21 protein-coding genes and 1 pseudogene are annotated in these 24,144 nt (G+C 34.3%); 15 read left to right on the plus strand and 7 right to left on the minus strand.

The genetic code is table 11. The features are described from left to right. Position 1 precedes the first annotated feature (1 nt). From mreC to aqpZ, 12 genes and pseudogenes are all read left to right on the plus strand, one after another. Entirely contained in the window at positions 2–823 is an 822-nt protein-coding gene (mreC, locus tag VKY47_RS02545; protein ID WP_324310100.1) for a rod shape-determining protein MreC, read from the plus strand. Then, the gene (locus VKY47_RS02550; RefSeq protein WP_324310102.1) at positions 816–1,319 is read left to right on the plus strand and encodes a rod shape-determining protein MreD; all 504 of its coding nucleotides are present in this window, start codon (positions 816–818) and stop codon (positions 1,317–1,319) included. The genes mreC and VKY47_RS02550 overlap by 8 nt, the downstream gene beginning before the upstream one ends. Continuing rightward, positions 1,319–3,178: a penicillin-binding protein 2 gene (mrdA, locus tag VKY47_RS02555; RefSeq protein ID WP_324310103.1), complete on the plus strand. Its 1,860-nt coding sequence runs from the start codon at positions 1,319–1,321 to the stop codon at positions 3,176–3,178. Before VKY47_RS02550 ends, mrdA begins: the two co-directional genes overlap by 1 nt. Continuing rightward, positions 3,178–4,455: a rod shape-determining protein RodA gene (rodA, locus tag VKY47_RS02560; protein ID WP_324310105.1), complete on the plus strand. Its 1,278-nt coding sequence runs from the start codon at positions 3,178–3,180 to the stop codon at positions 4,453–4,455. Before mrdA ends, rodA begins: the two co-directional genes overlap by 1 nt. A 108-nt stretch (positions 4,456–4,563) precedes the next feature. Continuing rightward, positions 4,564–5,142: a DUF4136 domain-containing protein gene (locus VKY47_RS02565; RefSeq protein ID WP_324310107.1), complete on the plus strand. Its 579-nt coding sequence runs from the start codon at positions 4,564–4,566 to the stop codon at positions 5,140–5,142. 114 nt (positions 5,143–5,256) lie between these two features. Continuing rightward, complete coding sequence (locus VKY47_RS02570; protein ID WP_324310109.1) at positions 5,257–5,982, plus strand: DUF2092 domain-containing protein; 726 nt, start codon at positions 5,257–5,259, stop codon at positions 5,980–5,982. A gap of 15 nt (positions 5,983–5,997) precedes the next feature. After that, a complete protein-coding gene (locus VKY47_RS02575; RefSeq protein ID WP_324310111.1) occupies positions 5,998–7,083 on the plus strand; it encodes a DUF6515 family protein in 1,086 nt (361 codons plus the stop codon). A gap of 400 nt (positions 7,084–7,483) precedes the next feature. After that, positions 7,484–8,272 (plus strand): neuromedin U, encoded by a 789-nt coding sequence (locus VKY47_RS02580; protein WP_324310112.1) that lies wholly within the window; start codon positions 7,484–7,486, stop codon positions 8,270–8,272. Between the two features lie 178 nt (positions 8,273–8,450). Beyond that, positions 8,451–9,965, plus strand: coding sequence for an arylsulfatase (locus VKY47_RS02585; RefSeq protein WP_324310130.1), 1,515 nt, complete (start codon positions 8,451–8,453; stop codon positions 9,963–9,965). A gap of 293 nt (positions 9,966–10,258) precedes the next feature. Continuing rightward, entirely contained in the window at positions 10,259–11,320 is a 1,062-nt protein-coding gene (locus VKY47_RS02590; protein WP_324310113.1) for an HAD family hydrolase, read from the plus strand. A 412-nt stretch (positions 11,321–11,732) separates the two neighbouring features. Then, a complete protein-coding gene (locus VKY47_RS02595; protein WP_324310114.1) occupies positions 11,733–13,388 on the plus strand; it encodes a mechanosensitive ion channel family protein in 1,656 nt (551 codons plus the stop codon). 91 nt (positions 13,389–13,479) lie between these two features. Continuing rightward, a pseudogene (gene aqpZ / locus VKY47_RS02600) lies at positions 13,480–14,150 on the plus strand (aquaporin Z). Between the two features lie 175 nt (positions 14,151–14,325). Here the strand turns inward: aqpZ and gldC are convergent. Continuing rightward, entirely contained in the window at positions 14,326–14,658 is a 333-nt protein-coding gene (gene gldC / locus VKY47_RS02605; RefSeq protein ID WP_324310115.1) for a gliding motility protein GldC, read from the minus strand. Continuing rightward, the gene (gene gldB, locus VKY47_RS02610) at positions 14,659–15,621 is read right to left on the minus strand and encodes a gliding motility lipoprotein GldB (protein ID WP_324310116.1); all 963 of its coding nucleotides are present in this window, start codon (positions 15,619–15,621) and stop codon (positions 14,659–14,661) included. A gap of 93 nt (positions 15,622–15,714) precedes the next feature. On the opposite strand from gldB, the gene nadE reads away from it, so the two are divergent. Continuing rightward, positions 15,715–16,503 carry an NAD(+) synthase gene (gene nadE, locus VKY47_RS02615; RefSeq protein ID WP_324310117.1) on the plus strand — a complete coding sequence of 263 codons (789 nt, stop codon included), beginning with the start codon at positions 15,715–15,717 and terminating at the stop codon, positions 16,501–16,503. A 97-nt stretch (positions 16,504–16,600) separates the two neighbouring features. Continuing rightward, positions 16,601–17,230 carry a response regulator transcription factor gene (locus VKY47_RS02620; RefSeq protein ID WP_324310119.1) on the plus strand — a complete coding sequence of 210 codons (630 nt, stop codon included), beginning with the start codon at positions 16,601–16,603 and terminating at the stop codon, positions 17,228–17,230. On the opposite strand, the gene dnaG is transcribed toward VKY47_RS02620, so the two are convergent. The 5 genes from dnaG to VKY47_RS02645 form a co-directional block, all read right to left on the minus strand. Further along, on the minus strand, positions 17,227–19,185 hold the full coding sequence (dnaG, locus tag VKY47_RS02625) for a DNA primase (protein WP_324310121.1): 1,959 nt from the start codon (positions 19,183–19,185) through the stop codon (positions 17,227–17,229). The genes VKY47_RS02620 and dnaG overlap by 4 nt on opposite strands. A 182-nt stretch (positions 19,186–19,367) precedes the next feature. Continuing rightward, positions 19,368–20,450 carry a coiled-coil domain-containing protein gene (locus VKY47_RS02630; RefSeq protein WP_324310122.1) on the minus strand — a complete coding sequence of 361 codons (1,083 nt, stop codon included), beginning with the start codon at positions 20,448–20,450 and terminating at the stop codon, positions 19,368–19,370. Between the two features lie 29 nt (positions 20,451–20,479). Continuing rightward, positions 20,480–21,214 carry a hypothetical protein gene (locus tag VKY47_RS02635; RefSeq protein WP_324310124.1) on the minus strand — a complete coding sequence of 245 codons (735 nt, stop codon included), beginning with the start codon at positions 21,212–21,214 and terminating at the stop codon, positions 20,480–20,482. Then, positions 21,201–21,764 carry an RNA polymerase sigma factor gene (locus tag VKY47_RS02640; protein ID WP_324310125.1) on the minus strand — a complete coding sequence of 188 codons (564 nt, stop codon included), beginning with the start codon at positions 21,762–21,764 and terminating at the stop codon, positions 21,201–21,203. Before VKY47_RS02640 ends, VKY47_RS02635 begins: the two co-directional genes overlap by 14 nt. A gap of 129 nt (positions 21,765–21,893) precedes the next feature. After that, positions 21,894–22,871, minus strand: a complete 978-nt coding sequence (locus VKY47_RS02645) for a polyprenyl synthetase family protein (protein WP_324310127.1) — start codon at positions 22,869–22,871, stop codon at positions 21,894–21,896. A 146-nt stretch (positions 22,872–23,017) separates the two neighbouring features. On the opposite strand from VKY47_RS02645, the gene VKY47_RS02650 reads away from it, so the two are divergent. Then, positions 23,018–24,144 (plus strand): T9SS type A sorting domain-containing protein (locus VKY47_RS02650; RefSeq protein ID WP_324310128.1); only part of this gene is annotated, 1,127 nt, incomplete at its 3' end.

A 24,144-nucleotide genomic window follows, 5' to 3' on the forward strand; every position in this document is an offset into this window, starting at 1 on the left:
CATGCAGCAAATAATAAACTTCATCATAAGAAACAGAGGCTTTTTGTTATACTTATTGTTGTTTTCAATTGCTTTTGGCTTTACTATTCAATCGCATTCGTATCATAAAAGTAAATTTATAAATTCGGCAAATTTTTTGTCTGGAGGAATTTATAATTCTGTAAATAATGTCAATGAGTACATCCATCTAAGAACTCAAAACGAGTTACTTCAAGAAGAGAACAATCAATTAAGATCTGTTTTGTACAATCGACCAGACAGCCTTCAAAACACATTTATTGATAGTTCATACTCGGGAATTTCATATAAATTTTCTCCCGCAATTGTTATAAAAAACAGTTACTCTTTAAGCAATAATATGTTGTTGTTAAATAGAGGGAAAAGAGATAGCATTCAACAGGATTTTGGGGTTATTTCTTCAAAAGGAATTGTGGGCATTATAGATAATACCAGTAAAAAATATGCTACGGTTATTTCTATTTTAAATACTACCAGTCGCATAAGTGCCCAGTTAAAAAAATCCAACCATTTTGGTTCTTTAATTTGGAATGGCAAATCGCCACACATTGTGCAGTTAACCGAAATTCAGAAAATTGCACCCATAAAAAAAGGAGATACTATTGTAACTTCTGGGCGCTCGGCCATTTTTCCTAAAAACATTCCAGTAGGAACCATAGAAAGTTATAATCTGGATGCTTCTGAAAATTATTACACCATTCATGTACGTTTATTTAACGATATGACTAGTTTAGAACACGTGTATGTTATTGAAAACAAGGATGTAGAAGAAATTAACATGCTATTAAACAACCCACATGAATAGTATTGTATTAACACATGCCTCCCGTTTTATCCTCCTGGTTTTATTGCAGGTACTGATATTGAGCCATATTAATTTCCTAGGCTATATCAATCCGTATTTGTATATTTTATTTATTATGTTGTTTCCCTTAAAAAACAATCGGGTTATCTTTCTTTTATTAAGCTTTTTTCTGGGATTAACCATAGATATGTTTTTGGACTCGGGCGGTATTCACGCTGCCGCTGCTGTTACAATTGCCTACATAAGGCCTGTTGTTTTAAAGTTTTCTTTTGGAGCTGTTTACGACCATCAAACCATGAAGTTTAGCAATGTGGAATTTGGCTCTAAACTTACCTATATTGTTATTTTAACAGTAATTCATCATTTCGTTCTGTTTTCATTGGAAATTTTTAACTTTTATAACATAATTTTAATCCTTCAAAACACGTTATTCTCTAGTATATTTACTATTATACTTTGTTTATTAACAACCGTTATTTTTAACAGGAGAAAATAATGAGACAACTTTTACTATTTATTACTATTATTCTAGTAGGCCTTAGCTTTATTGCTAGGCTCTTTTATTTACAGGTTTACAATTCTGAAGAACATAATCTCTACGACGATAATGCCATTAGAAAAGTATACGACTACCCAAAACGCGGTTTTGTTTACGATAGAAATGGTACTCTTTTGGTTTCTAACCAACCTTCGTATGATGTGATGGTAATTCCTAAAGATGTAAAACCATTAGACACTTTGGAGTTTTGCGATCTTTTGAAAATTGACATAGAACAATTTAAAAAAATTTATAAACGGGCTTACCATTATTCACCTAGATTGCCTTCTGTTTTTGTAGCACAACTTTCAAAAGAAGATTATGCTGTTCTGCAAGAAAAAATGAGGAAATATGAAGGATTTTATATTCAAAAACGTTCAATTCGCGACTATCAAACATCCATTGGAGCAAACGTTTTAGGATATATTGCTGAAGCAACACCCAACCAAATAGAAAAAAACCCATATTACAACATGGGTGATTTATTGGGTAAACAAGGCGTTGAGCTCTCTTACGAGGAACAACTTCGAGGTGTAAAAGGCATTAAATTTATTCAGAAGGATCGATTTAACAGAGATTTAGGCCCTTATAAAGACGGCCTATACGACACCATTCCACAACAAGGAAGAGACATTACCATTTCTATTGATGCCAAACTTCAGGAATACGGCGAAAAACTCATGCAAAATAAACGTGGAGGAATTGTTGCTATCGAACCTTCTACAGGAGAGATTTTAAGCTTGATCTCTGCCCCTACTTATAACCCTAACTTACTAGTGGGCAGACAACGTTCTAGAAATTTCACCAAGTTATATAACGACACCTTAAGCCGTCCATTAATAGATAGAGGTTTGTTGCGCATGCACGAACCAGGTTCACCTTTTAAAATTCTAGTAGCTTTAGAAGCGCTCCAAGAAAATGCCATTACTCCAGAAACCACAATCGTTTGCACTGGAGCTTATCATTATGGAAGAAGAGGTTCTATGGCGTGTCATTGTGGAGGTGGAAGACGAGATTTAATTCTGGGTATTGCGAAATCCTGTAACTCCTATTTTGCAAATGCTTTTAGAAAAAGTATCGATAAATATCCTGATGCTGGCCATGCCATGGACGTTTGGAGCAACCATATGAAAAGTTTTGGTTTGGGCGATTTTCTTGGTTACGACTTGCCTATTGGAAAAAAAGGTAACATCCCAGATGGTGCTTATTACGATAAATGGTATCCAGATTTTAAATGGGGTTCCACAACCATTATTTCCAATGCTATTGGCCAAGGTGAAGTTTTAGTAACCCCTATTCAATTGGCAAATGCTACAGCTGCCATTGCCAACAGAGGACACTATTACACCCCACACATTATTAAAGAAATAGCTGGGCAGCCTATAGACGAAAATTACACCACAATGAAGCACACAACTGTAGATCCTAAATACTTCGAACCTGTGGTGGAAGGTCTATTTGATGTTTATAATTATGGAACTGCACAATATTTAAAAGTTCCTGGAATTGAAATTTGTGGTAAAACAGGAACATCAGAAAATTTTGCTATCATTGAAGGTAAAAGAACCCAACTAACCGACCATTCTATTTTTATTGCCTTTGCTCCAAAGGATAACCCGAAAATTGCCATAGCTGTTTTTGTGGAAAATGGATATTATGGCTCGCGTTGGGCAGGAAGAATTGCCAGTTTAATGATAGAACAATATATTAAAGGAGAGGTGACCTTAAAACAAATGGAAAAACTTGTTTTAGAAAAAAGCTTAGAAGACGAATATGCAAAACCTTATTCGGGGAAACCTTTCACCATTAACAGATAATGTATAGAGATAATAATAAATATTTTCAATTTGATTGGCTCACCATCATTTTATTTTTACTGTTGGTAGGTTTTGGATGGCTTAATATTTTATCGGCTTCTCATGTTGGCGATACCGTAGACTATTTTAATATAGATCAACCTTATGGAAAACAATCTTTATTTATTCTTTTAACCTTCGCTTTAATCATCCTCATTTTATCTATAGAATCTAAGTTTTACGAAAGGTTTTCCAGTGTTATTTATATCGTTTCCATGCTGTCCATGGTTGGCCTATTTATTTTTGGGAAAAATGTTAATGGCGCCACGGCGTGGTACGGTATAGGTGGAATGACCATACAACCGAGCGAATTTGCCAAAGCGGCCACAGCGCTTGCCGTCGCCAAGTTTATTAGCGACTTAAACATCGATTTAAAGTATTTTAAAGATCAGGTTAAAGTCTTAATAATTATTGCTATTCCTGCCATTCTGGTAGTACTTCAAAACGATACCGGTAGTGCCTTGGTTTATACGGCTTTCTTTTTTGTGTTCTACCGCGAAGGACTGCCTAGAATATATTTAATTATAGGTGTACTATTGGCTGCAATTTCTATAAGTTCCTTGAAATTTGATGACATATCCACAAGTATTGTCATTACCCTCATTATTTTAACCTATCATTTTACAAGACGAAGAAAGCCAGCTCTTATAAAAACCATTTTTACCATTATAGCTTGCGTTATTTTAAGTACTGGGGTTGAATTTCTATACGATAATATTTTACAAAGCCATCAAAAAGACCGAATTAGTCTTTGGTTGCGTTTGGAAAAAGATCCTACAAGAATTGCTGAAATGCGTCGGGATATTTTATACAATCTTTACGAATCTGAAAAAGCCATTAGTTCTGGAGGTCTAACAGGAAAAGGCTTTATGCAGGGCACTAGAACTACTGGAAAATTTGTACCAGAACAACATACAGATTACATTTTTAGTACCGTTGGCGAAGAATGGGGCTTTGCAGGCACCTCTTTTGTTGTAATACTTTTTGTGCTACTGCTCTTGCGAATTTTACATCTTGCCGAATTACAAAAATCGCAGTTTAGTAGAGTTTATGGCTATAGTGTGGCCGCTATTTTGTTCTTCCATTTTATGGTAAACATAGGTATGGTTATGGGACTAATTCCAACCATAGGTATTCCACTTCCATTTTTTAGTTATGGCGGCTCCGGACTTTGGGCTTTCACCATTCTTTTGTTCATTTTTATTAAACTCGATTCCAATAGGATTAATGAGTGGTAGTTGAAAAATTATGTTTTGTTTTTAAATATTGAAATAAAAATAAAAATAATTGTAATTTTATTGTGTTAAACACTCGTTTCAAACAAACTACAACTTAAAAAAAATAAAATGAAAACTTTATTTAAAACTCTTAGCATCTTATTTGCTACCGTAATTTTCACCACTAATGTGTATTCTCAAGTAAACAGCGACTACGATAAAAACACAGATTTTACTAAATATAAAACCGTAAGCTTTGGAGGTTGGCAAAAAGATAGTGACCAACAATTAAACGATTTCGACAAAAAAAGAATTAGTGATGCCTTTACAAACGAATTTAATTCTAGAGGTATTCAAGTAGTTCCATCCGGAGGAGATGCAACTGTTACCTTATATCTTGTAATTAAAACAAAATCCAATATTACTGCATATTCAGATTTTAATGGTGGCATGGGTTATGCTGGCCGTTGGGGTTACGGAAGAGGTATGTATGGCGGTATGGGAGGTGCTAGTACAACACTAACTGAAAGTGACTATAGAGTTGGTACACTTGTTATTGACATGTACGATACTGCTGGAAAAAATTTGATATGGCAAGGTGATATGACTACAGATGTTCAAGAAAAATCTGAAAAAAGAGACAAAACAATTCCTAAAAACATTAGTAAACTAATGAAAAAATTTCCTGTAGCTCCTATCAAAAAATAAATCTTTTAGTAGAAGCTTTTAGGAAATCCTAATACAGAATCCTATAGGTAGAAACACATCAATGTCAATAGGAGCTTGCTTTAAAAAAACAACCTCTTTTTACTAAATATAATTATGAAGAAAAAACTAATTGCCATAACACTTATGGCCCTACCCCTTATAGGAATTTCCCAAAACTCCAAACAAATAGATTCCACGGCCATTTTTATTCTTGATCAAATGAGCCATGTTATTGGTGATTTGGAATCTGTAACCTTTAAGCTAAATACTTCTGTTGACAAAATTAATGACGATAATAATATTGAAAAGCACTACAGCAAAAGTACCGTAAGCATGGCTGGTCCTAACAAATTATCTGCAAGAATTAAGGGAGACAGAGGCCATCATGGCTATTGGTATGATGGGGAATATATGACATATTATTCCTTCGATGAAAATAATTATGTAACCCTTGAAGCACCAGACAATATTATTGGCATGATTGACAACATGCACTTAAGATTTGACTTTAAATTTCCGGCAGCCGATTTCTTTTATCCATCATTTACAGATGATATAATAGACGATTTCGACAACATTTATTTTTTAGGAAAAAGACGTGTTGAAAATACAGAGTGTTATTATATCATGGCAACAAATGATGACATGAGCGTACAAATATGGATAGAGAATGGCATGTATTTTTTACCTAAAAAAATGGTGATTATTTATAAAAATAATCGAAATCTCCAATATGAATCGACTTTTCAAGAATGGATATTAAACCCAAACATTCCTTTGGCTTCATTTGAATTTCTACCTCCACCAAATTCTAAACTCATCGATATTTTAGAAAATTAATTAAAATTTATGAAAATGATTTCAACGAAAATAAATTCAAAACTAAAAGCCGGTCTATTTATATGCCTCTTGTCGTTTATATTGCCATTACAGACAATACATGCACAAAGAATGGGTCATGGCGCTTCTCGTGGAGGTGGTGGACATACCATGTCTAGACCAAGCCAAATGCCAAGTCGCGCAACACAAGCCCCGAGCAGACAAAGACCCGCTGCAAGACCAGCAACAACAAATAGAACACCTTCACGCACCATAAATGGCGGTCATAACCAAACGAATAGTCGTGATTTTTCAAATAGAAATACTAATAATATTCCAAACAAAAACACAAGACCTGCAGCCTCTACTGCTAAATCTAAAGTATTAGATAATAAAGCTAGCAACGCAGCTCCTAAATTAAATACTAGAGATAAAAGAACCTCTAATGTTCAAACAAATGATATAAAAAGAGGTGACGGGACTAGAGGTAATGGAAATAACATTAATAGAGGAAATATAAATATTGATAATAGTAGAAACGTTAACATCAATCGAGGAAACACCTATGTAAGACCTAGTCATGTTCATTACTCAAGACCTCCTTATCATTATGGTGGTTATAATTATTATTGTCATAGACCTTATTACTACCATCCTTATACACCTTTTTATTGGGGACCAATATGGCATCCTTGGGGCTATTTTGTAACTACCATGGCTACAACTGCAATAATTGTAAGCATTGTTAATGATACTGACAATAATAAAGATGAATACCACTATGATAATGGTACGTATTACCTAAAAACCGAAGATGGATTTGTTGCTGTACAAGCACCTATTGGAGCAGAGGTTTCTTCCCTACCTAAAGAAGCACAAGAAGTACAAGTTACCGAAACCACCAATAACTATTATTATGGCGGTGCCTTTTACGAAAAGAATGCTGATGGATATATAGTTGTTCCTGCAACTGCCGGAACCATTGTTCCTGGCTTACCAGAAGGTGGCAATGAGGTTAAAATTGGAGATGTTACTTATGTTCAATTTGGCAACACCTACTACCAACCTATTCAAATAGATGGTAAAAACATGTATGAGATTGTAGAGGTTAAAGCGGAATAATATCCTATTAATATGGTTGTGGTAGCTGTTATTTTTATAATAACAGCTACTTATTTACCATAATAAAAACAGCGAAAAACCACTTCATTGAGACCAAAATATAACTACATTTTGTCCGAATCTTCACGCCTTCCCTATTCGTATCTACGCTAAAAGTTTATAAAAAAACTAAGTGGTATAAATCTTCACTAAAACAAAATAGACACCATACTAGAACTCAATAAAATTAAAGTTTGTGACTGACTTTAAGAGCTTTATAAAATTTATTTCGATTTTTTATTTCCTTTAATTAATTATTATAAGTATATTTATCTTACAAGCAAGTAATTTTCCCCCGTAAGAAAAAGAGTTGACATCTAGATTGATAGCGAATTATTAATTTAATTTTAAAAATCAACCCATGAGAAAACACTATTTATTTACGTTTGGCTTCATGCTTGCATCAATCCTTAACGCTCAGGAAAACAGAACGAGTGCCGATCCTGAAGATGGGCACGGCTTGGAAGACAAGATTCAGAATCCCATTGCCAATATGGCAAGCCTTCCTTTTAATTACAATCTGTCTATAAACGACAAATACACAAATGTTGTAAACCTACAACCAATTATTCCTATACAATTATCTAAAAACTGGCTTTTAATAACACAAACCCACCTTCCTTTTATGAATGTTCCAACCGAGAGCGGTTATGAAAATGGCGTAGGAAACGTAACGTTTCTCGGAACACTAACACTTGCAAAACCAAGTGATTTTTCTTGGGGAATTGGCCCGGTTTTTATGTTACCAACAGGTGTAGAAGGATTGGGTTTTGAAAAATTTTCCATTGGACCTTCCGTTATAGCCTTAAAACAAACCAATGGTTTTACTTATGGCTTATTATTACAAAACTTTTTTTCGGTGGCTGGACCTAGTAGTGTTGAAGATGTTAATTATTTATATACTCAAGTTATTCTGTCTAAAAAGCTTAAAAAAAATTGGTACGTGTACTCCAGTCCAATTATTACAGCCGATTGGAATGCGCCAAGTGCAAAACAATGGACCATACCTTTAGGTGCTGGCGCTGGAAAGCTAATCACCCATAATAGATATCTTCCTATTAATTTAAAGGCTGGAGTTTTTAAATACGTAGCTCATCCTACAGACGCAGATTGGTTGATCCAGGCACAGGCGACTTTTATTTTAAAATAAGACGACAATGACACAGCAGACATTAACACTTGACAATCAATAGGATATATAAAAAGAGAAATAATAATAATATGTCAATAAAACAGCATTCATTAAATTTGTAAGAGTAATTACTAACCAATAAATAAATTATGAACAAACTATTCACGGGAGTCCTAATAATGCTAATCCCATTAATATCACTTTCACAAAAAAACAAAAACCAAATATTTTAGTTATTTGGGGAGACGATATTGGAACATGGAACATCAGCCATAACAATCGTGGTATGATGAGTTACAAAACTCCTAACATTGATCGCGTAGCAAAGGAAGGTATTGCATTTACCGATTATTATGCGCAACAAAGTTGTACCGCTGGCCGCGCTGCATTTATAGGTGGAAGTGTGCCTGTTAGATCTGGGATGACCAAGGTAGGAATGCCTGGAGCTAAAGAGGGTTGGCAAGAAAGTGATCTTACTATGGCGACTGTGTTAAAAAGTCAAGGATATACTACAGGTCAGTTTGGTAAAAACCATCAAGGCGATCGCGATGAACATTTACCTACTAATCACGGTTTTGATGAGTTTTTTGGTAATCTTTATCACTTGAATGCAGAAGAAGAACCGGAAAATTTCGATTATCCTGCAGAATTGGTTTTAAAAGACGGTAAAACTTTTAAAGAAAGATTTGGTCCTCGTGGTGTAATTCATAGCTGGTCAGATGGTAAAGGAGGACAACGCGTTGAAGACACTGGTGCACTTACAAAAAAACGTATGGAAACCATTGATGACGAAAGTGTAGCAGCAACAAAAAAATTCATTAGAGAAACTGTAAAATCCGGTAAACCTTTCTTTGTTTGGTGGAATGGTACTCGTATGCACTTTAGAACCCATGTTAAAGCTGAGCATCAAGGAATTTCTGGACAAGATGAATATAGTGATGGTATGGTTGAGCACGATTTACATGTTGGACAACTACTTGATTTATTAGATGAATTAGGCATAACAGATAATACAGTTGTTATGTATTCTACAGACAATGGCGTACATTATAATACTTGGCCAGATGCTGGAACTACTATTTTCCATGGTGAAAAGAACAGTTCTTGGGAAGGTGCTTACCGTGTTCCTGCTTTCGTAAGATGGCCAGGTCATTTTCCTGCAGGTGAAACCTTAAATGGAATTGTTGCACACGAAGATTGGTTGCCAACTTTCGCTGCAATAGCTGGTGAACCAGATATTGTTGCAAAGGCTAAAAAAGGGGTGACCTTAAATGGCAGATCTTATAAAAATCATATCGATGGTTATAATCAATTAGATTATTTAACAGGAAAAACAAAAGAATCACCAAGAGAAGGATTTATTTATGTAAATGACGCTGGGTCAATTGCTGCCTTACGATTTGGAGATTGGAAAGCCATGTTCCTAGAAAACAGAGCTGAAAAATTACAGATTTGGTTAGAGCCTTTTGTCGAATTAAGAGCGCCTTACCTTTTTAATCTAAGAAGAGATCCATTTGAAAAAGCTTTAGAAGGTTCTAATACCTATTATGATTGGTATATTGACAGAGCTTATATTTTAATTGCAATTCAAACTTATGCATATAACTTTCTTTCAACATTCCAAGAATTCCCTCCAAGCCAAACTGCTGGAGATTGGAGTTTGAGTAAGGTTGAAAAACAAATCGAAGAAATGACGATGAGTAGCGACTAAAATTTAAACTATTAAAACCGAAAGGCAGACTCAACAGTCTGCCTTTTTTTTATTAAAGCAGGAGATGAATTGGGCTTATTGCTTCAGCCTTCTTTTTATATAAATGTTTCAAGAGTGCACATTTATTTTTTTGACGCGTCGTTTAAATAGTCTAATTTTAATTGTTAGAAATTATTTTAGCACAGTCATCCATTATTTTAATGCTACAAAAATTTCTAAAAAACCCATCATTCATTTATTTCTTTTGAAATAATCACTGATAAAAAATTACTTTATCACTTAATTTAAGTTTCATGAAAAAATTTTCAATAGTATGTATTGGATTTCTGCTTTTAACCGGTTGTCTTAAACAACCAGAAAATCAGCAAGTAGAAATAGTTCTTACGGATACCACATCGGTAAAAACAGATCCACTTCCCTCTTGGTTAGATGGCGAAACTAAAAACGCCATTATCAACTACGTTTCAGACGTTATCAATAAAGAAAGTGATCATTTTATTCCAATCACCGAACGCGTGGCAACGTTTGATAATGATGGCACATTATGGTCTGAGCAACCCATCTATTTCCAACTATTTTATGTTATGGACCGAGTAAAGGTCTTAGCTCCCGAGCATCCCGAATGGAAAAACAAGCAACCATATAAAGCGGTTTTAGAAAACGACATGAAATCCTTAATAGCTTCTGGCGAAAAAGGACTTATGGAACTCTTAATGGCAACCCACGCCGGAATGAACACGGAAACTTTTGAAAAAAGTGTAACCGAATGGCTAGCTTCGGCAAAACACCCTCGTTTCAATAAGCCATACAATGAATTAGTTTATCAGCCCATGTTAGAGCTCCTTGATTATTTAAGATTCAACGATTTTAAAACATATATTGTTTCTGGAGGTGGCATTGAATTTATGAGACCTTGGGTAGAAAAAACGTATGGCATTCCTAAAGACCAAGTAGTTGGAAGTAGCATTGCAACCGAATATGATTATAATGACGGAAACCCTGTAATTAATCGTTTGCCAAAAATTGATTTTGTTGACGATAAAGAAGGAAAACCAATAGGCATCAATAAATTTATTGGAAGGAAACCCGTATTTGCTGCTGGAAACTCTGATGGCGATTTACAAATGTTACAATGGACAGATTCCAATAGTTATAAATCATTTCAATTGTATGTACATCATACAGATGCTGATAGAGAATGGGCTTACGACAGGGATTCCCATATTGGAAATTTTAATAAAGGTTGGGACGAAGCCATTGAAAAAGGTTGGACAATTATAGATATGAAACGCGATTGGAAGGTAATTTATCCGTTTGAAATGGACGCACTTTATTCAAATCAAACATCAGATTAGACTTTAGAAAAATCCCACCGAATGTTTTCATAAGTGCCTAGCCATTTCACTAAAATTTTCCTTTTAAAAACCAAAAGGGATTCTTGAGAAATAGAAAAAACTTGGCGAATCGTGTCAATTAGGAATAATTTATACACAGAATTAAAATAAAGACAATGTACTAGAAATAATACGCATGCAAGGGAACTAAGTTTATTGGTTCATTTATATAAGATTTCAACTTTATGAATTATCTTAGATTAGAAGAAAAAAACTAAAACACACTTAATGGTTCCGGTTAGACTGCTGGATATCGATTAAGACAATAAATTTATAAGAAAAAAACAGAAAAAGCGCAATTAAAACTATTACCTGAATCTGAGTAACATCAAAAAATAAAAACCTTTAATTTTTTGTCATTAAATTCAAGTATATGAATACATCCATGTATCATTTTAATAAAAAAGGTTCTATTAATTATCAAATATGGCTCGCTTTTTTCATGTTTGGTTTCCTTTTTACTTCTGCCACCTTCAGCCAGGAACAAAACACAGATTATCAAAATCTTCCTGAAAACAAAATTGAGCATGCCTCAGTAAAAATAGATGGTAACGAATTATTTAAGGTTCGAGGCGTATCATCTTATACAGCCGAAAAACGCGCTAATGCAATTAGTGCAAGAATTAAGCAAGTTGCACAAGATGATTCATTTTCCATAGATTCCATTAAAATAATTGAATTTGAAGAACATTCCATTATTTATGCTAATAAAATACCCTTAATTCAAATTTTTAATGCCGATGCCGAATTTGAAGGTTTGGACAGACATGATTTAGCAGAAACCGTTAAATCAAACATTAAATTTACAATTGAAAAGTACAGAAATGATAGAAGCAAACCTGTTTTATTAAAAAATTTAAAACAAGCAGGCTTAATTTTAATCCTTTTAATTTTATTTTTTATTGTCATTCTTTGGGTTATTAAACGCTTTAAAATTTGGCTACAAAAGAAAATTGAGTCTCAAATAAAATCGGTTGAAAACATTTCATTTAACCTTATTAAATCCAATCATTTATGGCGGGTTTTCCATATTCTCTTAGATTCTTCTAGAGTCATAATTATTATCTTTTTCATAGTTGCTGTCTTGGACTATGTTCTTGGGCTTTTCCCTTGGACCAACGCGTTTGCAAAATATGTTCGCGAGTTAATTTTCAATCCCTTAATTAATTTTGGTGAAGCTTTTGTAGCATACATTCCAAAATTTATTTTTATTGCCATCATCTTTTTGATCACTAAATATCTTTTAAGATTAATTAAACTTTTCTTTGCAGGAATAAAAGATGGTGGGATTGTTATTAAAGATTTTAATGCAGAATGGGCTCCTTCAACTTATAAAATAGTTAGATTTTTTATTAATGCTTTTGCTTTGGTCATGGCTTACCCCTACATTCCAGGATCAGATTCTGTTGCGTTTAAAGGTGTTTCTGTATTTATAGGTGTTATATTTTCCTTAGGCTCTTCATCTTTTATTGGAAATTTAATTGCCGGTTATTCCATGATTTATAGAAATGCCTTTAAAATTGGGGATTTGATAGAAGTAGAAAATCAAATCGGAATTGTAGAGGAACAAAAGTTATTGGTCACCCGATTGCGTACACATAAAAACGAAGAAATAGTCTTGCCAAATTCCGTCTTATTAAACAATAAAATTACAAACTACTCCAACAAAGCAAAAGAATCAGGCATTATATTACACACCAAGGTAGGTATAGGTTACGAAACACCTTGGAGACAGGTGGATGCCATGTTAAAACTAGCTGCAAATAGAACCGAAGGCTTGCTAAAAAACCCTCCTCCATTTGTACTTAAAAAGGATTTAGCAGATTATGCCGTAAACTATGAGATTAATGCTTACTGCACGGACATTCATCATATCAACATTATTTATTCGGTATTAAATCAAAACATTTTAGATGTTTTTAATGAAAATAATGTGCAAATAATGACACCTTCCTATGTAGCCGATACTGAGATTCCTAAGGTTGTTCCAAAAGATCAATGGGACACACCTTTAAGAAACGAAGACTAAAATAATTCTTGATTATCTAAAACATTTTTTTGGATCTTCCATCTAATTAACCACATAGAAGATTTTAATTACTAACTAATCAATTAAAAACATGAAAAAACTTTTAGCTGAATTTATTGGAACTTTCTGGCTCGTCCTAGGATGTTGTGGCAGTGCTGTGCTTGCTGCAGGTGTTCCAGAATTGGGAATTGGCTATGCTGGGGTAGCCCTTCCGTATTAACTGGAGTGTATGCCTTAGGACATATTTCTGGAGCACATTTTAACCCCGCGGTTAGTGTTGGCCTATGGATGGGAAACCGTTTTGAAGGCAAAGAATTACCTGGCTATATTATAGCACAAGTCTTAGGAGGAATTGCCGGAGCTGGCATTTTATTCCTTATCGCCAGTGGAAACCCTAATTTTAGCCTTAACGATGGTTTTGCAGCCAATGGTTTTGCCAACTTATCTCCACACGGATATAGTATGACTGCTGCCCTAGTATCTGAAGTTGTTATGACCTTTATGTTTGTAATAGTAATACTTGGAGCCACACATAAAAATGCATCACCTGGATTTGCTGGCTTCGTCATTGGTTTGTCGTTTACCTTAATCCATTTAATCAGCATTCCAGTAACCAATACATCCGTAAATCCTGCTAGAAGTACCAGCCAAGCTTTATTTGTTGGCGGCGAACACTTAAGCCAATTACGACTCTTTTGGATAGCCTCAATTGTGGGAGCTCTTTTAGCCGGCTTGCTCTATAAGTTCCTTGCTCCAAAATAAGGCAATGGACTAGTTTTATCTTACACTAAGACTGTTTAACAAGTACGTTTTTCAGGTAAACTCATGGTTACCAAAAACTTCAGATCATTAATTATCAATTTAAGTTTTTGATAATACTTTGGTTTTACTTGCCATTACGTTATGGTGCCAAAAAATCTTTACTTTTTAAACAGTCTTATTTTTTTAGCTCTAATTTTTCTGCAAAATACTCGCAAAAATCTTTCATAGTTGCGGTCATTTTATCATCATTGGTCGCTCTCTGAAACGTATCGCTCATGGCTACCAAGGTTTGATGAAAAAACAATTTCATTTCATCTACGGGCATGTCTTTGGTCCACAAATCAATTCTAAGGGTTTCCTGCTCTTTACTGTCCCATACAGATAACAACATAGCTTTCGCTTCTTCGTTGTTTATACCGCCATCTTCGGCTGTCCAAAACAGTTTTTCCGGGATTCTATTCTCGTCAAGCTCGACAGTTAATTGAATTTCAGATGTTGTATTTGCCATTTATTTTTTAGGTTTAAAATTAGACTGATTAAAAATTTCTTTTGCTTCCTTCTGCAACATATCTTTTATGGACACTTGGTTATTCGCCATATAAGCTTTAACAATTTGCCAACCCATATATCTCCCAATTTTTCCAGGAGATTCCCTGTCTATTTCCTCCAATTGAAATTTTGAAAAAGGAGCTGGATTTATAAACCTATTTGGAAGCGAAGCATCTGTACTATATAACAATTCACGTTCTACAAAAAAACGCCAGATTTCTGTTTCATTGGCATTTGCCCAATCTATTTGTTCTTGGCTATAACCAATTTTTTCAGCATCTGTTTTAAACGGAATAACCAAGTCTTTAAAATAAAGCTGTTTCCCGTAGTAAATCATTTCATCCAATAAGGTTTTAACCTGTTGTTGATAAATGTACTTTTCTGAATATTCAGCCGCCATATCCACAACAATTTGTTCTTTAACAAAACCCTGTCTCAAGTATTTCTGAATGCCTTGATAAAATTCATGGTCACTCCCTAAATAAGTGTCTAAAGAAATTAGCACAATAGTATCTGTTACAATTACTTTATTTCTATAATCAACCGTAGAGGTCGTAGTAATTACTCTTGGAGTTTTAAATTCTGGAAAATAATATGTAAGGTGCTGAAAAAGTTGGGTTATTTCCTTCTTTTCTTCCTTGAGATCCAGAAAAACACGTGCCGATTCTTCGGTTAATTGTTGTTGTAAGGTATCGTTAACCTTGGCTATCCAGAAAGAATCCGTGTACTTTTCAGAAAACAAAAACGGATAAGCATTTTTTGTTTCGGTTAAGTTTTCTGCCGTGGTTTCACCAAAAGCTATATCGAAACGTTCAATAATATAATCGATAGGAATATTGGCTATTTTCTTTTCAACTTGACTTTCTTTTTTACAAGAAAAAACAGATATTAACACAAAAAATAGCACACTAAAATTCTTCATATAAAACAATAAGCTAGTTAATTTTTATTAATAAGGTGTTTCTTTTACTTTTGTTAGGCAAAGGTAAGATTCTTTGTTTAAAATCCGTTCAAAATGCAAACAGAAAAAGTTATCGATTATGTAGTTAATTGGCTTAAGAATTATGCCGTAAATGCTAAGGTTAATGGTTTTGTTCTTGGTATTTCTGGAGGTATCGACTCGGCTGTAACATCCACCTTATGTGCCAAAACCGGCTTGGAGGTATTGTGTTTGGAAATGCCTATACACCAAGCAGAAACTCATGTAACAAGAGCTCAAGAACACCTAGCATTTTTGAAAGAAAACTATAAAAATGTAAGCAGCCTTAAAACCGATTTAACCCCAGTTTTTGAAGCGTTTAAAGCCGAAGTAACCGCCACTGGAGACCGTGCAGTTATTGACATGGCTTTGGCAAATACAAGAGCACGATTACGAATGACAACCTTGTACTATTATGCTGGTTTAAATAAATTATTGGTGGCAGGAACCGGAAATAAAATAGAGGATTTTGGAGTTGGTTTTTTTACAAAATATGGCGATGGCGGTGTGGATTTAAGTCCCATTGCCGATTTACTAAAATCTGAAGTTTACCAAATAGCCAAAGCCTTGCAAGTACCAGAATCCATTATAAATGCAGCTCCAAGCGATGGTTTGTTTGGTGATGATAGAACTGACGAAGATCAAATTGGAGCATCCTATCCAGAGCTAGAATGGGCCATGAAAATGGTAAAGAACAATAAAAGTATCGATGATTTTGAAGGCAGGCAAAAAGATGTGTTTAAAATTTATCAGCGTCTAAACTCAGCCAACAAACATAAAATGGACCCCATCCCTATTTGTGTGATCCCTAATAATTTAAAATAAAAACAATTATAATTTAACAGAAATTTCCTATCTTTACTTTATCCAATTCACCTTTTTTGCCTCGACAGTCTTACTTAATATTTAAAATATTTACACCATGATAAAACTGTTAGTTGTTGATAATCACCCTATTATAAGAAAAGGCATCGAACTCTTGTTTGTTGCTTCCAAGGACATAAAAGTTGTTGGAGGGGTTAGTAATGGAGAAGCCATCTTCGAATTCCTTAAACAGGAAGCGGCAGATGTTATTCTATCTGAAATAGATTTACCAAAACTTAATGGTATCACAGCTTTAAGGCGCTTGTCTAAGGAATATCCCCAAATAAAAGTTCTTATGTTTTCTGCGCAACCCGAAGAAATCTACGCCATCAATACCATTAAAGCTGGAGCCTCAGGATATTTATCAAAAAGCGCAAATATAATTACTATTAAAGAAGCCATTATGAAAGTGGGAGAAGGCAGCACCTATTTAAGTAATAACTTAGCGAGTAAAGTAGCTTTTGGACGCCATACAAACAAAACTACCCGATCTCCTTATAAAAAACTTTCCACTAGAGAAATTGAAGTTTTAAAACTTATTTCTGTGGGACGAAAAAACAAAGAAATTGCTCAAGAACTTGAAATTAATGAAAAAACAGTAAGCACCTATAAAGCGCGCTTAATGAAAAAATTACATGTGGAAAATATAGTTGATTTAATAAATAGAGCGAAATTAATGGAAATTTAAAGGGCTTTATTTAATTTTCTGGAGAGTAGATTATCTAATTTTTTATAACCAACAACCTCTTCTAAGATTTCTCGATACTGAACCTCTAAGTTAGTCTTGGTCTCTTGGCTAAGTGCGTCTATTTTTTTGCTAATTAAAAAGCAACGTAAATTTAAAATTGTTTCGTTTACCAATTGTGCAACGGAGTCTGTTTTCTCTTTCGGATAAATATTCTTGCGCTCCCAATTAGACAAAGTGTAACGCTCGTCCTCCATTAAAATAGTGGTCATTTCTGTTGCTAGATCTGCATCTACATCGTTTACAAAATTCTCTAAAGCAAATTCTGGGTTTTGGTTTAAGGTATCAATTATCTTATAATAAAGCCCCTTAAACTTTAGGTTGGTAAACTCCATTTCATCTTCCTGAAGATCCAAAAATATCTTTTCAAATACCTTGGCTTGCTGTACTATGGGCTCTAGGATCAACTCGTTCTTTTCGTTTTCCTTTAGGATTAAATCTTCAAAATCTTCTGTTCTATTTCCATACAATAATAAGATTTGAATAATTTTCCGTTCCAATTCATATTGAACATCTACCCTTTTTTGGGCTTGTTCGTTCTTGATAACTTTAAACGCTTCTTGATCTTGTCTAAACTGCTTGTTAGCATCTTGAAAATCCTTTTTTGAAGATTGTGCCAAAGTACTATACAAGACGTCTTCACTAATATCCATGATTTTAGAACACTCCTGAATATATATTTCCCGCTTAATTCTATCTGGAATTTTAGAAATACTATTTACAATATCCCGAACGGTTTCAGCTTTTTTAATCGGATCGTTTTTAGAAGCTTCAAATAACATGGAGGCTTTAAATTGGATAAAATCCTGGGCATGCTCTTCTAAATATAAACTAAGTTCCTCTAAGGTATTTTGTTTTGCAAAACTATCTGGATCGTCACCTGCAGGAAAAGTGCAAATCTTCACGTTCATACCTTGTTCCAAAATAAGGTCGATACCTCGTAGGGAAGCACGAACTCCAGCTTCATCGCCATCAAATAGAACAGTGATGTTTTTTGTCAATCTATTTATCAAACGAATCTGATCTGGAGTTAAAGCTGTTCCAGATGAAGACACGACATTTTGAATTCCTCTTTGGTGAAATTGAATCACATCGGTATATCCTTCTACCAAATAACAATTGTCTTCTTTGGCGATGCTTTGCTTGGCATGAAAAATTCCATAAAGCACTTTACTCTTATGATAGATATCACTTTCTGGCGAATTTAAATACTTCGCAGCTTTTTTATCATTAATTAAAATTCTTCCTCCAAAACCAAGAACTCGTCCGCTCATGCTTCTAATAGGAAACATGACACGACCTTTAAATCTATCAAAGCGCTTTTCTTCTTTAACAATAGTAACTCCCGATTTTTCAAGAAATTCCAACTGATAACCTTGTTTCAAAGCTTCGTCTGTAAAGGCTTGCCATTCATCTAAAGAATAACCTAATTGGAATTTTTTTATAGTTTCTTCAGTAAATCCACGTTCTTTAAAATAACTCAAACCAATAGCTTTTCCTTGATCTGTTTTATGTAATATATTTTGAAAGTACTTACTTGCAAACTCACTCACCAAATACAAGCTTTCACGCTCGTCTGCTTGCTCTTTCTGTTCGTCCGTTTGCAAGGTTTCCTCAACTTCAATGTTGTATTTGTTGGCTAGATATTTTATGGCTTCCGGATAAGTAAAATGCTCGTGTTCCATTAAAAATGCCACCACATTCCCTCCTTTACCACTTGAAAAATCTTTCCATATTTGTTTCACAGGCGACACCATAAAACTAGGTGAGCGCTCGTCGCTAAACGGACTCAAGCCTTTAAAGCTACTCCCAGATTTTTTTAATTGGACAAAATCGCCAATAACCTCCTCTACGCGAGCAGTTTCAAATACTTGGTCTATGGTCGATCTTGATATCAATTTTAAAAGAGTTTAAGTTGTAAAACTACAATATACATTGAATAGTAAAAGTAATAAAACGAATTGTTTTTAATAATTTTAAAAATCGCTTTTATTCCGAAGTTTCTCGACAAAACTTCATAAAAAAAGACCTTTCAGGTTTTTGAAACCTGAAAGGTCTAAATTAAAATTAACTACTTAAACTAATCCATATCGAACCTCAAGCCTAACGAGATATTATTTTGGTCTATAGCTTGATTTTTAAAAATGGTCGATAAATCGTATTTGGCATAAATTCCAACACTGCCCCAAGAAATATAAGAACTTAAACCGTACACAAAACTATTGGTGTTAAAATCCTTGATTTTATCTTTTTGAAAATTGCCATTAACATCATCATACTTAAGTTTTTGCATGGACTGAACTACAAATCCACCATAACCACCAACACCTATTTTAAACTTTTTATGGGTGGAATATCTAAAGTAATTTTCCTTTTCAATCTTCTTGGAAGGACCAAATTCCAAATGCACAGGAAATACCAAGTTGGTAGATCTAAATTTCGATTTGCTAAGGTTTATTGGAAATTCTTGTAAAGTTACCACCTTGTTCACTTCTTGAAAATATAGGTTGTCTTTAATATCCAACTTGTTCCATTGAAACGACACACCATACTTTAAACGGATGGCATTACTATTGTTAAGCAGTCTGGTTTTCCAAGCCCAACCTAATTCTACAAATCCAGAACCTCCAAGTTTATAAGGAGAATCGTTTAGCGATTGTCCTTCAATTATGGCATTGTTAAACCCTATTGCAAACACCAAATCGCTAGTGGTGCGTCGGTCGTATTTTGTAGGTTCCTTTCTGGTTTTTGAACCAACATATATGCTTTTTAAATCGTAAGTATCAGAATCTTCATCTTTTCCAATGGATATGATAACACCGTCTGGATTGCTTCCAATATCGTTAAGCACATTTTCATTTCTTTCTAAAAGTGCCATCTTGTTATCCAAAATGGCCAACCTATTCTCAATATTCAATGCGTGTTTGGTGGCGAGTTCTTCTTTTAGAGTGTTGGCCTGTTCTTGGGTAATTTCGTCCTTATCCAATTGGACGTTTACAGCTTCCACTTCTGTTTTAAGCCATTCTTTTTCTTGGCTTATAACTTTTTCTTTCCTGCTTTCTAAAGCTTCGATTTTCTCCCTGTTTGTGGTTTCCTGTGCAGAGATTAATTGTACAGAAAACACAAGCGCGATTAGCGCAAGGTATTTAGTGATTGCTTGCATAATTATTCGTTTTTTAATGGATGAAATTGTTAATCGTTACGTTGGACCACTGCAGTTTTAACCTTTTTGTATCCTGTTATTAAAGTCTCGAAAACCTTGTCTCGAAAAGAGGATTCAATATCTTCTTCAACGTCTTCAAGCAACGCTTGAGCATCTATATTGTAAGAATTTTTAATTGGTTTAACAGCGAGATTTTGTCGTGCTTTTTTTAATAAAGAATCAATATCTGTTTCAGTTTTGTTGGTGTTTTTCTCGGGATTTGTTTGTGCTAATCCTGTAAAAGGTGTTTCTAAAATCGAATTATCTATAATCTCTTCATTTATATGTACAGTTACAACGTCAGCAACTTGTAAGTGTTTATTTTGAAGATTTTTAGAGATTTTGGAGGCTTTTCCAATGTCATCTGGTTGGACTTTTTCTTTTAAAATAGCTTCTATTTCTATCTGAGAATCTCCCATGTCAACAATAATTCCCTCGGATTTTTCTTCGTTTTTATTTTGAAGGCTGTCAATCTCTTTAAGTTCTGTATCAACAATTACAGGTTTATTACCTTTCGTTTCTGAGCTGCTAAAAAACACATTTCCGATAAAAAGAATTCCTATAAAACTAGCTGCAATTCCTAGCCACCAAAAAGTTTTATTGGATGTTTTTTTAGCATCTATTTCCAGTTTCCCTGAAAGCTTTTCCCAAGCTTGACCAGATGGCTGAAGCGTTCTGTTTTCCAGCTTCTCCTTGATGTTTTCTTCAAATTTAATTGGAGCCATAACTTGTTTTGTTTTGTTTATTAATCTGTTCTTGCAGCAGTTTTCTGGCTTTAAATAATTGCGATTTTGAAGTACCTTCACTTATTTGTAAAAGCTCAGCAATTTCAGCATGCTTATAACCTTCAATGGCGTACATAACAAATACCATTTTATATCCTTCTGGCAAAGCATCTATTAATTGCTGGATCTCTTCAACTTCAATTTCAGTGTTTATTTGGCTTGAATAGGTATTGGTTTCCTCAATGTGTTCCACCGAAAATTCAATGTGCTTTTTTTGTCTTAAAAACGAAATAGATTCTCGAACCATAATGCGTCTAATCCAACCTTCAAAACTCCCTTCTGCTTTAAAATTCTTAAGATTTTTAAACACTTTAAAAAAACCATTTAACATGGCATCTTCAGCGTGTTGAACATCTTTAATATAATACCTACAAACACTCAGCATTTTAGGTGCATGCATATCAAACAAGACGTGTTGCGCTTCACGATTGTTTTTAACGGCTTTTTTAATAAGCACCGATTCGTTTTTGTAGAGTTGAATTATTTTCACTTAAAAGGATTTGTTCTGCTACTATTTATAAAGACGAAAAAATCATGCAAAAGGTTGCCTGAGAAACAGAATTATTTTAAAAAATATGTTTTTACAAGAATATAATACTTGAAATCAAGTATTTAGAAATTATTTTTTTCTGTCAATTACATAATTAACCATCAACTCTAGCGAGCTTTTAAAGGTAGATTCTGGATATATTTGAAGTATTTGAAGGGCCTCCTCTTGAAATTCTTTCATTTTAGAAACCGCATAATCCAGGCCTCCTTTTTCTTTTACATAGCTTATAACCTCCTTGACACGTTTTTTATCTCTATTGTGATTTTTAATAGAATTAATAAGCCAACTTCTGTCTTTTTTATCTGCGCGATTTAGTACGTGAATTAAAGGTAAGGTCATTTTCTGTTCTTTTATATCGATTCCTGTGGGTTTGCCAATGGCCTCATTGCCATAATCGAATAAATCGTCCTTAATTTGAAAAGCCATCCCTATAAGCTCGCCAAATTTTCGCATGCGTTCAACGTGATCTGATTCTGGTTTTACCGAAGCTGCACCAAGACTGCAACATGCCGCAATTAAAGTAGCTGTTTTTTGACGGATAATTTCGTAATAAATGTCTTCCGTAATGTCCAATTTCCTGGCCTTTTCTATTTGGAGCAATTCCCCTTCACTCATTTCCCTTACGGCAATGGAAATAATTTTAAGCAAATCGAAATCGTTGTTATCTATGGAAAGCAGCAAGCCTTTTGAAAGTAAATAATCGCCAACCAAAACAGCAATTTTATTTTTCCAAAGTGCATTGATTGAGAAGAAACCACGACGTCTGTTGCTTTCGTCCACCACATCGTCATGGACCAGAGTAGCTGTATGAATAAGTTCAATTACAGAAGCCCCACGATAAGTACGCTCACTAATTTCGCCATTAGAAACCATTTTGGCAACAAGAAACACAAACATAGGCCGCATTTGCTTACCTTTTCTATTAACGATATAATGCGTAATTCGATTTAGTAGAGCCACTTTAGAGGACATAGAAAGCTGAAACTTTTGTTCAAAAAGTTCCATTTCGTAAGCGATGGGCTGTTTTATTTGTTCTACTATTTTCAAAAGAGAATTTGGTTATTTCTTAAAAACAAAACTACTAAAAAGGAAGCAAAGATACTATTGATCTATATTCTTTAAAATATACGTTAAATTATGTAATAATATTCTTATGTTCGCCGCTAATTTAAATTTTTATAAAAACATATACTATGAAAAAAATTACTTTATTATTTTTATTTTTATTATCAATTACCCTTTCTTTTGGACAGGTTCTAATAGACGAAAATTTTGATGCAGCCCTTGCTTTACCTGCTGGCTGGACAAATAATGATTTATCAAATGGAGGTGTTTGGACCATTGATACAGGAGGTGAAGCTTATGGTTTTACGGCAGGGAACACTTTTCTATATGACATTGCTGACTTTTCAGGCAACTATGCAATATTTAACAGTGACGCATACGGAAATGATAACCTAGCGGAAAACGCAGCTTTAGAAAGTCCTGTGTTTGACTGTACAGGACTAAGTGTTGTAAAATTATCTTATAAACATTTTATTCTTGCAGATTATGGAGGTGAAGGTTATGTAGAAGTTTATAATGGCACTTCATGGGTAGAAGTAGCTTATTATGACGAATTTAATGTAGCAGGTGACGGATACGGATACGGCTCAGAAATCCTTGATGTATCTACTGAATTAGCAGGTGTTAGTAATGCACAGGTTAGATTTAGATGGGAAGGCGATTGGGCCTACTGGTGGGCTTTTGATAATGTTGTTGTACAACAACCTACTGGTAACGCACCAGATGCAGTAATTAATCCAACCCCAGCTGATGGAGCTGTAAATGTTGGTGTAGCCATTAATGCAAACAATGATAAACTAGTAGGGTTTTCATGGGTAGAACCACCTACAGGAGCAGCAGCTTCAAGTTTTAATATTAGTTTAGGTACAACTCCAGCAGGAAATGATATTGGGACTGTTACAAATTTTAATAGTGGAAACAATATTGTCTTCGATTGGCAAGCTTCAACAACTTATTATTGGTATATAACTTCAGTAAACCCAGCAGGAAATACAGCTTCTCAGGTATGGAGTTTTACTACAGCAGGCACATTAGGAGTAGAAGACAACCAAATTAATAGTACATTCTCTTTATATCCAAATCCTGCATCGAATGTTCTTAACATCAAGACAACATTGAATATTAATCAGATAGATGTATATAACCAATTGGGACAAAACGTACTTCAAGTTAATGGCTTAAGGTTGCAGAACAACTCTATTGATATATCTGCATTACAGCAAGGGATGTACTTAGTTAAAATCTCTGCTGAAGG

The sequence above is a fragment of the Xanthomarina sp. genome, from assembly GCF_035306705.1.
Classification (GTDB): domain Bacteria; phylum Bacteroidota; class Bacteroidia; order Flavobacteriales; family Flavobacteriaceae; genus Xanthomarina.